The 11,970-nt window shown below is 50.1% G+C and carries 11 protein-coding genes and 1 riboswitch; of the genes, 9 read left to right on the top strand and 2 right to left on the bottom strand.

Going from position 1 to position 11,970, the window contains the following annotated elements:
* Positions 1 to 196 precede the first annotated feature (196 nt).
* The 5 genes from ABEA66_RS22850 (at position 197) to gyrA (ending at position 7,493) form a co-directional block, all read left to right on the top strand.
* Positions 197 to 1,021 carry a GDSL-type esterase/lipase family protein gene (locus tag ABEA66_RS22850; protein WP_345591098.1) on the top strand — a complete coding sequence of 275 codons (825 nt, stop codon included), beginning with the start codon at positions 197 to 199 and terminating at the stop codon, positions 1,019 to 1,021.
* Positions 1,022 to 1,067: 46 nt separating this feature from the next.
* Entirely contained in the window at positions 1,068 to 2,030 is a 963-nt protein-coding gene (locus ABEA66_RS22845; RefSeq protein ID WP_345591096.1) for an ABC transporter ATP-binding protein, read from the top strand.
* A complete protein-coding gene (locus ABEA66_RS22840; protein ID WP_079909008.1) occupies positions 2,023 to 3,015 on the top strand; it encodes an ABC transporter permease in 993 nt (330 codons plus the stop codon). Before ABEA66_RS22845 ends, ABEA66_RS22840 begins: the two co-directional genes overlap by 8 nt.
* A 61-nt stretch (positions 3,016 to 3,076) precedes the next feature.
* The gene (parE, locus tag ABEA66_RS22835) at positions 3,077 to 5,050 is read left to right on the top strand and encodes a DNA topoisomerase IV subunit B (protein ID WP_192701458.1); all 1,974 of its coding nucleotides are present in this window, start codon (positions 3,077 to 3,079) and stop codon (positions 5,048 to 5,050) included.
* A 7-nt stretch (positions 5,051 to 5,057) separates the two neighbouring features.
* Positions 5,058 to 7,493, top strand: a complete 2,436-nt coding sequence (gene gyrA, locus ABEA66_RS22830) for a DNA gyrase subunit A (RefSeq protein WP_079909010.1) — start codon at positions 5,058 to 5,060, stop codon at positions 7,491 to 7,493.
* On the opposite strand, the gene ABEA66_RS22825 is transcribed toward gyrA, so the two are convergent.
* Positions 7,490 to 7,657, bottom strand: a complete 168-nt coding sequence (locus tag ABEA66_RS22825; RefSeq protein ID WP_345591090.1) for a hypothetical protein — start codon at positions 7,655 to 7,657, stop codon at positions 7,490 to 7,492. The genes gyrA and ABEA66_RS22825 overlap by 4 nt on opposite strands.
* A gap of 260 nt (positions 7,658 to 7,917) precedes the next feature.
* Between ABEA66_RS22825 and ABEA66_RS22820 the strand changes: the two genes are divergently transcribed.
* The 4 genes from ABEA66_RS22820 to ABEA66_RS22805 all read left to right on the top strand — a co-directional run bounded on the left by ABEA66_RS22820 (position 7,918) and on the right by ABEA66_RS22805 (position 11,080).
* Positions 7,918 to 8,325, top strand: a complete 408-nt coding sequence (locus tag ABEA66_RS22820) for a MarR family winged helix-turn-helix transcriptional regulator (RefSeq protein ID WP_079909011.1) — start codon at positions 7,918 to 7,920, stop codon at positions 8,323 to 8,325.
* 38 nt (positions 8,326 to 8,363) lie between these two features.
* Positions 8,364 to 8,445, top strand: a riboswitch (ZMP/ZTP riboswitch).
* 63 nt (positions 8,446 to 8,508) lie between these two features.
* Complete coding sequence (locus tag ABEA66_RS22815) at positions 8,509 to 9,345, top strand: bifunctional 5,10-methylenetetrahydrofolate dehydrogenase/5,10-methenyltetrahydrofolate cyclohydrolase (protein WP_345591087.1); 837 nt, start codon at positions 8,509 to 8,511, stop codon at positions 9,343 to 9,345.
* Positions 9,346 to 9,576: 231 nt separating this feature from the next.
* Positions 9,577 to 10,338, top strand: coding sequence for an ABC transporter ATP-binding protein (locus tag ABEA66_RS22810; protein ID WP_345591085.1), 762 nt, complete (start codon positions 9,577 to 9,579; stop codon positions 10,336 to 10,338).
* Positions 10,331 to 11,080 carry an ABC transporter permease gene (locus ABEA66_RS22805; RefSeq protein ID WP_079909013.1) on the top strand — a complete coding sequence of 250 codons (750 nt, stop codon included), beginning with the start codon at positions 10,331 to 10,333 and terminating at the stop codon, positions 11,078 to 11,080. The genes ABEA66_RS22810 and ABEA66_RS22805 overlap by 8 nt, the downstream gene beginning before the upstream one ends.
* Before the next feature lie 174 nt (positions 11,081 to 11,254).
* Here the strand turns inward: ABEA66_RS22805 and ABEA66_RS22800 are convergent, their stop codons facing one another.
* Positions 11,255 to 11,968 carry an RluA family pseudouridine synthase gene (locus tag ABEA66_RS22800; protein WP_345591083.1) on the bottom strand — a complete coding sequence of 238 codons (714 nt, stop codon included), beginning with the start codon at positions 11,966 to 11,968 and terminating at the stop codon, positions 11,255 to 11,257.
* Positions 11,969 to 11,970: the final 2 nt, after the last annotated feature.

The raw sequence follows: 11,970 nt of genomic DNA, 5'->3' as shown, positions 1-11,970 counted from the left end.
AGAATGCAGGAACCGGGATTTGATGGAAATCTCCCGGTTTTTTGCTGTTTCCAGAAACTCTGCAAGGCTTATACCTATTGCGTTCGCATGAATCAACTTTTTACGGGACGCACATTTGCAAATCTGCTCATAAACCGCTACTCTAAAATGAAAGCGACTTTTATATGTCGAATGTTGGTAAAGGGGAGAAGTTGTCTTGCTATCCACTCGATTTTTGTGGCGAACCGTCGGGTTGGCCGCATTATTGTCCACTTTGCTGTGCGTATTTGGCTTTGTTTATGCAATCAACCAGATTATTTATCCAAAGAAGGTAGAGCAGACGGAGGCTGCACCCCCGCAGGAGGCGGCCAAGCCCCAGGACTCGTCGCTTGTTTCGAAGGATAAGATCCAAATCGTCGCCTTAGGCGATTCCTTAAGTGCGGGAACCGGCGATTTATCGGGAAGGGGCTATGTCGGTCAAACAAAGGAAAAGCTGGAGAAGCAGCTCGGTAAGCCGGTGTTTATTCTCAATAACTTTGCCATACCGGGATTTAGAACCGGCGATATTTTGAAGGATATGGCAGAGAAAAAAGACATGAGCACCGCGATCGCTCAAGCCGATCTGATCCTGTTAACGGCGGGAGGCAACGATTTGTTCGAAGGCGGGCAAGGGATTTTCACGGGGCAGAAGGATGAGGGCTTTAACCCTAAAGCCGCGCTGGACAGAATGCCGGAAGCGTTAAAGCGGCTAGAACAGATTCTGGATACGATCGCCAAGCAAAATCCGAATGCTATTGTTTGCTATGTCGGGCTATACCATCCGTTTCTTGATTTGGATGAGAAAAGAGAAGGCTCGCTGCTGATTCAAAAATGGAATCAGGCGGCATTCGAAATCGCGAACCGCTATCCTCATATGGTGGTCGTCCCTACGGCGGATTTGTTCGAGCTGAATCTCAACAAATATTTGTATACGGATCATTTTCACCCTAATCAGGACGGCTATGAACGGATAGCCGATCGAATCGTCCAAATCGTCAAATAGCCAAAAGTGCATCACCGGACCATGAGATAAGGGAGAGAACAGAGCAATGGGAAGCCAACCGGAAGTTGTCCTGTCAGTCAATAATGTCAAAAAAACGATTAAGAAAAAGCAGATTATCAAGGGAATCTCGTTTGAGGTGTACGCAGGCGAAATCTTCGGGTTTCTTGGCCCTAACGGCTCGGGGAAAACGACGACAATCCGCATGCTGGTCGATCTCATCACCCCGACGGAGGGGTCGATAACGATATGCGGGCATGATGTGCATAAAAATCATGACGAAGCGCTCCAATATGTCGGTTGTATCGTTGAAAACCCTGAGCTGTACTCCTATCTAAGCGGATGGGAGAACCTGGAGCACTTTGCCCGGATGCTTCCCGGAATTGATGAACAAAGGATTCAAGAAGTGGTCGATATTGTCGGGATGGATGCGCGGATTCACGATAAGGTGAAAACCTACTCGCTCGGGATGCGTCAACGGCTTGGAATTGCTCAGGCGCTGCTGAACCGTCCGAAGCTGCTGATACTCGACGAGCCCACGAACGGTCTTGATCCTCAGGGGATCAAGGAGATGCGGGAATTTATCAAGAAGCTGGCTCAAACGGGCTTAAGCTTGTTCGTTTCAAGCCACCTGCTGAGTGAAATCCAACAGATGTGTGATCGGGTAGCGATCATTACGCACGGGGAGGTCATCAAGGTCGGCGCGGTAGAGTCACTGATCGATGAGTCGGCAAGCCGTGTGATTTGGCGTGTAGCGCCGGTAGTGAAGGCCGTTCAGCTGCTGGAAGCGAAGCCGGATATTCAGGTGCTGGAAATCGTTCTGAAGCAGGAAGAGACGGGCGGGGGAGATGCGGCTGTACACGATATCATTACGCAGCTGAATCCCGATGACATTCCTGCATTGACACGTGCTATGGTAGAGGCCGGTATCCAGCTGTACGGGGTCGAAACGAAGAGCCCGACGCTCGAGGATTTATTTTTAAGCTTAACGGAGGGGAAACGTATTGGTTAGCGTATATCCGTTAGTGAAAAACGAATGTATCAAAATTATAAAAAAGAAGCGGCTGTTAGTCGTGCTGCTCATCTTGGCCGCCCTCATCCCGATGTTTACTTATGCCCAGCTGAAAGTATCCCAGAATAATCTTAAGCAGTTCGGTACAACCGACTGGCGGGCGGAGCAAAGGCAGAAGATTGTCGACTATACGAGAAGCATCGGCAGTGCGCGTGTTCCGGAAGAATGGAAGCAGTTCCGCAAGGTTGAAGTTATGCTCGCTCAATACTACTTGGATAAAGATGTGAATCCGGCGTCGCCAAACGGGGTAACCTTTACAAGAGAATTTATTAAAAACGCAGTGGGGCTGTTCATTCCGCTCATGGTTATGGTTATCGCCTCAGACCTCGTGTCCTCCGAGCATTCGACGGGTACGATAAAGCTTCTCTTGACAAGGCCCGTCGGAAGATGGAAAATCTTGCTGAGCAAGCTGATCAGTTTAGTTTTATTTACATCGCTGGTTGTTACCTGTACCGCACTGCTTTGTTATTTGATTTCAGGCATTGTGTTTGGCTACGGCGGCTGGGACATGCCTGTATTTTTCGGCTTTAAAATTGTCGGCTCCGAGGTGGACACCTCCTACGTTCGGCCGGTGCAGCAATGGCTGTACTTAATCATGGAGTTCGGCCTGGTGTGGTATGCGGCGATCATTGTAGCTGTCATGTCCTTGATGGTTTCCGTGCTAATCCGCAGCACCGCCGCGGGAATGGGACTTATGCTCGCCGTGCTGATCTCCGGCACCATCTTGACAAATATGGTATCCTCTTGGGAGACGGCAAAATATTTATTTATGGTCAATTTGCGTCTGACCGACTATTTAACGGGCAGTCTGCCGCCGATAAAGGGCATGGATTTACCGTTTTCTTTGATGGTTTTGACCGTTTGGGGAGTCGTATCTATTATCGTATCCTTTACGGTCTTCACGAAAAAAGATATATTGAACTAACACAACGAGATGTTATAATGCACAATAGAACTAGAGCTTCAGGAGTAAAGGGGGGGCTTCGATGACGGAACAGGTAGATTTGTTTACCGACTCCACCACCGAGCGCACGGACTACGGCGCCGATGATATACAAGTACTCGAAGGACTTGTGGCGGTCCGCAAAAGACCGGGAATGTACATAGGCAGTACAAGCACTTCGGGTTTGCACCATCTGATTTGGGAAATTGTCGATAATGCCGTCGATGAGCATCTTGCCAAATTTTGTACAAAAATCGACGTGACGATACATAAGGACCAATCGATAACGGTTCAGGATAATGGCCGCGGGATCCCGACAGGTATGCACAAGATAGGAATCCCTACGCCGCAAGTCGTCTTTACGATTCTGCACGCCGGAGGCAAGTTTGGCGGAGGAGGATACAAAAAATCCGGGGGCCTGCACGGCGTAGGTGCTTCCGTTACGAACGCGTTGTCTGAATGGCTGGAGGTTACGATCTATCGGGAAGGTAAAACTCATCGTCAACGGTTCGAGTATTGGGTTGACGACAAAGGCGTAGAGCATGTCGGCGAACCGACAACCGGTCTTGAGGTCATTGGCAACACCCGGCAGACAGGAACCAAAGTAACGTTCAAACCGGACAAAAGGGTGTTCCAGGGCGGAACGTCTGTTAACTACGATACGCTGCTGGAGCGCTTACAAGAGATTGCCTTTCTTAATTCCGGCTTGCAGGTGACGATTAAGGACGAGCGTTCCGATAAACAGGAGACGTTTCAATACGAGGGCGGCGCCAGCCAGTTCGTCAAGTTTTTGAATGAAGAAAAAAATGTGCTGCATGAAGTGATTCATTTTAGCGCCGAGAAGGACGATATCGAAGTCGAAGTGGCGCTGCAGTACAATGACGGCTATACCGAAACGATCGTTTCCTTCGTGAACTCGATTCCGACCCGCGGAGGCGGTACGCATGAAACGGGCTTCAAAACGGCATATACCCGCGTTATGAACGATTACGCCAGAAAATCGGGCATCTTGAAGGAAAAGGATAAAAACCTTGACGGCCAGGACCTGCGCGAAGGCATGATGTGCGTAATCAACATTAAGATGGGGGAAGTAGAATTCGTCGGCCAGACGAAGGATCAGCTGGGCAGCGCTTCGGCCCGCAGCGTGGTCGATTCCGTCGTATCGGATAAGATGGCGGTTTTCCTGGAGGAAAATCCCCAAGTAGCGCAAATGATTATGAAAAAAGCCGTTCAATCCGCCAAGGCCCGCGAAGCCGCGCGGAAAGCGCGTGAAGAAGTGCGCAGCGGTAAGAAAGGAAAGAGCGAGAGCTCTAATCTGGGCGGCAAGCTGACGCCGGCTCAATCCAAGGATTATTCGCGTAATGAGCTGTTCATCGTGGAAGGTGATTCCGCCGGCGGCTCTGCCAAGCAGGGGCGGGATTCGAAGCATCAGGCGATCCTGCCGCTCAAGGGAAAACCGATGAATCCTGAAAAGGCCAAGCTGCTCGACATCATGAAAAACGACGAGTATAAGGCGATCATTGCCACCATCGGGGCTGGCGTAGGACCGGAATTCGACGCATCGGAAAGCAACTATGCGAAGATCATTATTATGACGGATGCCGATACAGATGGCGCTCATATTCAAGTGCTGCTGCTTACGTTCTTCTATCGCTATATGAAGCCGCTGATCGATTCAGGCAAAGTTTTTATTGCTCAGCCGCCGCTGTATAAGCTGACGAAGAAATCAGGGAAAAATACTACAGTCCGCTACGCGTGGACGGATGAGCAGCTCCATGTACTGACCAAGGAATTGGGCAAAAACGTGGAACTGCAGCGTTACAAAGGCTTAGGGGAGATGAATCCGGATCAATTGTGGGAAACGACGATGGACCCGGCAACCCGGACGCTGCTGCAGGTGAAGATTGAGGACGCGGCTAAAGCGGAACGGCGCGTTTCGACGCTAATGGGGGAAAAAGTAGACCCGCGGAAGCGTTGGATTGTCGAGAATGTCAACTTTACCGAGTTCGAGGAGTAGGTGAATCGTGACGATACTGGAAAATTTTTTACCCGCATTTTTGGAAGAAGTCGTTGGCGACCGGTTCGGTCGCTATTCTAAATATATTATTCAAGACCGTGCGATTCCCGATGTGCGGGACGGCTTGAAGCCGGTGCAAAGACGTATTTTGTATGCGATGTATGATTCGGGCAACACCCCGGATAAACCGTACCGCAAGTCGGCCAAAACGGTCGGTGACGTTATGGGTAACTATCACCCTCACGGAGACGCTGCGATCTATGAAGGTATGGTACGGATGGCGCAGCCGTGGAAGATGGGCCATATGCTGGTCGACGGCCATGGCAACTGGGGCTCGATCGATGATGATCCGGCCGCGGCTATGCGTTATACCGAAGCCCGTCTGTCGGAAATCGCAATGGAGTTATTGCGGGACATCGAGAAGCGTACGGTGCTGTTCAAGGACAACTTCGATAACACAACGAAGGAGCCTGTAGTCCTTCCTGCTCGCTATCCGAACCTGCTTGTCAATGGAGTCAGCGGGATTTCCTCCGGCTTTGCAACGGAAATTCCTCCTCATAACTTACGAGAGGTTATTGATGCGTGCATAGCATTGATGGATCGGCCTGCGATGCCGATCGACGAGCTGATGCAGATTATGAAGGGTCCGGATTTCCCTACAGGCGGCATTATTATGGGCTCCGAGGGAATTCGCGAGGCATTTGAAACGGGCAAAGGGCGCATACATCTAAGATCACGGACCGAGATTGAGACGCTGCGCGGCGGCATCCAGCAGATTGTTATTACGGAGATTCCGTACCAGGTCGTGAAGTCGAGGCTGGTCACCGCGATGGAGAATATCCGTCTGGAGAAAAAAATCGAGGGCATCTCCGTCGTAAGAGACGAGAGCGGCCGCGATGGTCTGCGCATCGTAGTGGAACTGAAGAAGGAGGCCGATGCGCAAGGTATCTTGGCCTACTTGTTCAAAAAGACGGATTTGCAGGTCACCTATAACTTCAATATGGTGGCGATTGTAAACAAAACGCCGAAGCAGCTGGGTGTCAGAGAGATTCTGCAAGCCTATATCGAGCATCAGAAGGAAGTTGTGACTTTTCGCTCCCAATATGAGCTTGAGAAGGCTGAAGACCGCGCGCATGTACTCGAAGGCCTAGCCAAGGCGCTGAACATCCTGGATGAAGTCATTGCGACGATTAAAGCGTCGAAGAACCGTCAAGACGCACAAAACAACTTGGTTTCCCAATTCGGCTTTACCGAGCGCCAGGCGGATTCCATTCTTACCTTGCAGCTGTACCGCTTGACGAATCTGGAGATTCATGCGATTGAAAAGGAATTGAAGGACGTACAGAAGACGATCGCGCAGCTGCGCGGTATTCTGGGCAGCGAGAAGAAGCTCATGGCGGTCATTAAGGATGAAATGACCGAAATTCGTAATAAATACGGCATCGACCGCCGTTCCGACATTCAGAACGAGGTTGAGGAGCTGAAGGTCAATCTGGAGGTCATGGTATCGGCCGAGGATGTTTTTGTTACCCTATCCAACGAAGGCTATATTAAACGGACGAGCAAGCTTTCTTTTACCCGTTCCGGTGGGGAACTGGAGAAGACCGGCTTGAAGGAAGGCGATTATGTACGTTATTTGCTGGAAGTGAACACACTGGATAACCTGTTGATCTTTACGCAGAGAGGCCAGTATTACCTCCTGCCGGTGCATCAGGTCCCTGAGTATAAATGGAAGGAAAACGGAACGGCCATAGTCAATGTCATTCCTACGCCTAAAGAGGATCGGATCGTCAACGTCATTCCGGTACGGGATTTTGACGAACCGGGCAAATCGCTTGTATTCGTAAGCAAGCGGGGACAGGTGAAGCGTACGGAGCTGAAGGAATACATGACGAATCGCTCGATCGGCATCGTAGCCAGCAAGGTAGGAGAGAACGATGCGATCCTGGACGTTCGCGTCAGTACGAATGATCAAGATATTCTTCTTGTAACGAAGCAAGGAATGGCTATCCGTTTCAGAGAGGATGAAGTGAACCCGATGGGACGCGCCGCAGCCGGGGTTCGCGGAATTCAGTTAAAGGATGATGACGAAGTCATCAGCGCTGAGTGGATTGATGGGGAGGAGGGAGAACTGCTTGTCGTCACCGATCTCGGGTATGCCAAGCGTTCACTGATCCTGGATTATCCGGTTCAAGGCCGGGGCGGTAAAGGAATAATCACGTTCGAATTCAAGGACGGCAAACGGGTCAAGCCTAACGGAACAGCATTGGTGAAGGCATATGCCGTGAAAGAAGAGATTCTGCTTACCGCGGTATTGCAAAGCGGTGAACGGGTATCCTTCTCGTCGGAAAGCACGCCGATTGAACAGCGTAAATCAACCGGCCGGCAAGCCGTTCCTATCTCCAAAACGGATATGATTACGGATCTGCTCAAGATCGATTAATCGTAGCTGCTGTAATCGGAGTCCAAACGCTCCAAGCATTTCAACATAAGCTCCAGTACGACCCACACAGGCATGGGCTCATCCAATTTATCCAGCCATTGTGGGTCGTTTATTATTCCTTTTTGCAGCGCCTTTTCTCCAATCAACTGCTTCCACGCTTCCATTCGCATATCACTCCTCCGCATGAATTGACAAGCTCCGCTTCTCTTGAAAAGCCCATGTAGCAATATATGTTGAATAGGGTCTAATGTTCCTCTTTTTTATCGTTTAATGTCTTAAAGTATTTATGCTGTTAACCTTTAAACCGCGCGATGACAATGGTATAATAAGGTTACTAGCCAAGAAAACTCGGATCTAATATAGCAGAGCACGCAGCAATAGAGAGAATCGATTCAAAGAATAGTAGATGCAGGAGTGATGATCAGTGATTACTCAGGAATTTGCTAAGTTGTGGTGGAAATTATCCAAGGATTTGCGTAATCATATGGAAACCGAGCTGTCACCTACCTTGACGGAAGGACAGCTAACGGTTTTGGAGCTATTGTCCGGTCATGAGAGGATGAAGCCGTCGGATTTTATAGAATACCTGGATACGACACCCGCAGCGATCACTACATTGCTGGACCGGATGGAAAAGGCCGGATTAATAAGCAGGGAACGCGACGGCAAGGATCGGCGCATCGTTTGGGTACAGGTGACGGATAAAGGGAAACAGGAGTGCGAGCGCGGAGTTATTATCCGCGAACGGTTTTTACAGAGCTATTTGAGCCGTATTTCCGCTCATAATCAGCAGCTGCTCGTTTATTTGCTCGGAAAAGTGGCTAACGCCTAGTTGCCTTCTAGGGAAATTAAGGGTATTATAGGGATAACTGAGCTATGTGTAACTGGCGGAACATGGGGAACCATGAGGGAGCACATAGGATATTTGTGGCCGTACGCCTGGGCTAAGGTAAGAGGAATGCTCCTCTTGCCTTTTTGCGTTTTTACCACTTCCAAATGGAAAGGATGACGGAACATGAGCATCATTTTGGATGGCGCAAGTGTAGCTGCACGTATCAAGGAGCAGCTGGAATCAAGAATTAGGAGATTGACCGAACGGGGAGTCATCCCGTGCTTGGCGACGATTCTGGTAGGTGACGACCCGGTATCGGAGACCTATGTCCGTATGAAGGGAAATGCCTGTAGAAGACTCGGGATGGAATCAAGACGCATTCACCTTGAACCGGGCACAACTACAGAGCAGTTAGTAGAAGTCATTCGGCAGCTGAATGAGGATTCGACCGTCCACGGCATATTGCTTCAGCATCCGGTACCTCATCATATTGATGAACGGGCGGCATTTGAGGCAATTAGTATCGAGAAGGACGTAGATGGGGTAACGACGCTTGGTTTTGCGCAGACGGCATTCGGGTTCGGCCTGTACCCGTCCTGCACTCCTGCGGCCATTGTGGCGATTCTGGATGCGTATCAGCTTCCAATCGAAGGCAAACATGCCGTTGTAATTGGCCGAAGCCCTATTCTGGGCAAGCCGGTGTCCCTGATGCTGTTGAACCGCAATGCCACAGTTACGATCTGCCATTCGAAGACGAACCAATTATCCGACATCGTCCTATCGGCGGATATCGTCGTTGCAGCGGTAGGAAAGCCGAGGTTCGTCCAAGGCAGCTGGATCAAGCAGGGAGCCGTTGTTCTCGATGCAGGCTACAACCAGGGGAGTGTCGGCGATGTTGATTACGAGGCCTGCCTCGGTATCGCCGGTGCCATAACTCCGGTACCTGCGGGCGTAGGTCCTGTGACCATTGCGACACTGTTGAAGCATACGGTAGACGCGGCGGAGAGATGCGACTTATAAGATGGGTTAAAACCGTTCGGGAGGATGCTCCTGGACGGTTTTTTCAATATCTATAGAGGATTTACATTTCGGGGCTCCACGTTATGTACCTGAATCTACTTCGTGGCCAGGGCACAATTATAAGGGGGCTCGTTAGTTTGGGCTGTGCGAAACTTATGGAAAAAGTTATAATATATAGAGTTTTTGTTATCGGTCAGACATTTATTTTTGGGCGGCAGGAAGGAGTACCTAGTGAATGATTATCCGGTTTTAGAAATAAACGGCTTGAAAAAAAGCATCCAGCAGCAGGAAGGATGGAAATGTTTATTTTCCAATGTGAGCACACGCGTAGCGGAGCCTTCGATAATCTCACTGCTAGGGTTATCGGGTCAAGGAAAAAGCACGCTTCTGAGGATTATTGCGATGCTGGATGCCGCGGAGGAGGGCACGATTCGGTACGAGGGGCGTGCTTCGACGCAGTGGAATCCGCAGGCTTGGCGTAAGAAAATTGGCTTCGTTGCACAGCATGCGGTCATGCTGGAAGGCTCCGTAGAGCATAATCTGAAGACGGTCAGTCTTTTGCACCGGCAGTCCTTCAATACGTCATTAGCCATGGAATTGATGCGGAATGTTGGTCTGGAGGAAATGGATTGGAGCAAGAACGCGCAGGATTTATCCGGAGGAGAGAAACAAAGAGTAGCGTTGGTCCGTTCCTTGCTGATGCAGCCGCAACTACTGCTGCTGGACGAAATTACGGCTTCCCTGGATTTGCACAGCAAACAGGCTGTGGAGAAGCTGCTGCAAGCGTGGCATGAGAAATACGGAACCTCCCTGATCTGGGTTACCCATGATCTGGAGCAGGCGCGTGCAACGAGTCACAGAGTATGGTTTATGGCAGAACACACTTTGCTGGAAGACCGTCCAACCAGTGATTTCTTTGAGAGACCGGATACGGAAATCGGGCAAAAATTTCTCCAGGTCACAAAGAGCGGTGAAGGAGGCACTTATGAATAATGTGGCATTAAGCTTCACGCTTGTATTTATTGCCATAACGATCCTGATTTCGATGTGGCAAAAGCTAGGCTTGGGCAAAGAAATTGCCATCGGTACGGTCCGTTCTGCCGTACAACTGCTGTTCATCGGCTATGTGCTTCAATTCGTATTTAACGCCCGGCAGCCAGTGTTTTTAATTCTCATCTTGTGCATGATGATCGCCGTAGCTTCCTGGAATGCAGGCTCGAGGGGAAAAGGGCTCTCCGGCATCCGATGGCGAATCGCCATTGCGATTTCTACGACGGAAGGGCTAACCATGGCACTGCTGCTTGGTTTGGGAATCATAGAGAAGACCCCTCAATATATTATTCCAATCAGCGGGATCACCATAGGAAGTGCAATGGTCGTATCCGGCCTCTTTATTAATCAAATGAAGCGGGAGGTTCAGGCGTCCAAGGGGGAAATTGAGGTGCTGTTGTCGCTTGGAGCGACGTCGCGCCAGGCGATACACGAACCGCTGAAGCGATCCGTCAAATCCAGTATGATCCCTACGATTGACGGAATGAAAACAGTGGGCCTGGTCCAGCTGCCCGGGATGATGACCGGGATGATAGTCGCGGGAGCGGATCCGGTTCAAGCCGTTAAATATCAAATTCTTATTATGTTTACTCTCGTATCGTCGGCTGCATTAACCAGTATTATACTAAGCTTACTAAGCTATAAGCTTTGGTTTACGAAAGATGATAGACTTCGATCGCTATAAGTCCGGTTGATCCGGCGGCTGTTGAAAGTGGAAAGAACGGCGGCAAATCGCTTCCTGTTTGGACCTTGGAGAGGTTAAAAAAGACAGCGGAGACCGCTGTCTTAGTGATGGCCTTCATGTCATGCAGTAGGAAAGCTCTCATTGAGCTATGAAAAAAGGATGCCGCAATGCGGATCAGATTAGCTCATTACTGGAATCATCGCCCCAAAGAAACCAAGGGTACGCTTTGGGCGGATTCGAGCGAAAGCGCAGCGTTTCCTTCGTAGTAGGGTGCTCGAAGCTAAGCTCGGTTGACCAAAGAGCGATTTGCTGCCCGGGCTTCGTCAGGTGAGCGCCATAGCGCTGGTCACCAACGAGCGGACAGCCTATCGCAGAGAATTGAACCCGGATTTGATGAGGTCTCCCGGTGTGAAGCTCAACCCGGACAAGAGAGAGTCCTTCACTATGATCGACAACCGTATAATCCAATATAGCTTCTTTGGCTCCAGGCTTGTTGGGCGGCACTACGGAAACGGTGTTCGTCTTGGAGTCCTTGAGCAAGTAATGGGTCAAGGTTCCTTGCGGCTGTTTCGGCTTGCCATTCACCACGGCCGAATAGATTTTGCGTATGGAACGGGTTCGAACGGCATCGGATAGCCGCGAGGCGGCTTTGGAGGTTTTGGCAAATACCATAACGCCGCCTACAGGCCGATCCAACCGGTGAACGAGTCCCAAATAGACGTTACCGGGCTTCTGATGCCTGTGTTTCAAGTCCTGCTTAATCATCGTAAGCAAATCCGGATCCTGTGACTGGTCCTCTTGGGTCGGGACATTCACCGGCTTAACGACGACAATTACATGATTGTCTTCATATAATACCGGAATGGAGGGGAGAGAGGCCTGACCCATAG

The sequence above is a fragment of the Paenibacillus vulneris genome, assembly GCF_039543185.1.
Taxonomy (GTDB): Bacteria; Bacillota; Bacilli; order Paenibacillales; family NBRC-103111; genus Paenibacillus_S; species Paenibacillus_S vulneris.
The sequence above is the reverse complement of the archived record's forward strand: the minus strand, read 5'-3'. Positions and strand labels throughout refer to the sequence as shown.

What these genes read in the sequence shown, in the direction of transcription:
- ABEA66_RS22845 (WP_345591096.1), top strand. Translation starts at nt 1,068, where the DNA reads ATGGGAAGCCAACCGGAAGTTGTCCTGTCAGTCAATAATGTCAAAAAA.
- parE (WP_192701458.1), top strand. Translation starts at nt 3,077, where the DNA reads ATGACGGAACAGGTAGATTTGTTTACCGACTCCACCACCGAGCGCACG.
- ABEA66_RS22825 (WP_345591090.1), bottom strand. Translation starts at nt 7,657, where the DNA reads ATGGAAGCGTGGAAGCAGTTGATTGGAGAAAAGGCGCTGCAAAAAGGA.
- ABEA66_RS22815 (WP_345591087.1), top strand. Translation starts at nt 8,509, where the DNA reads ATGAGCATCATTTTGGATGGCGCAAGTGTAGCTGCACGTATCAAGGAG.
- ABEA66_RS22805 (WP_079909013.1), top strand. Translation starts at nt 10,331, where the DNA reads ATGAATAATGTGGCATTAAGCTTCACGCTTGTATTTATTGCCATAACG.
- ABEA66_RS22800 (WP_345591083.1), bottom strand. Translation starts at nt 11,968, where the DNA reads ATGGGTCAGGCCTCTCTCCCCTCCATTCCGGTATTATATGAAGACAAT.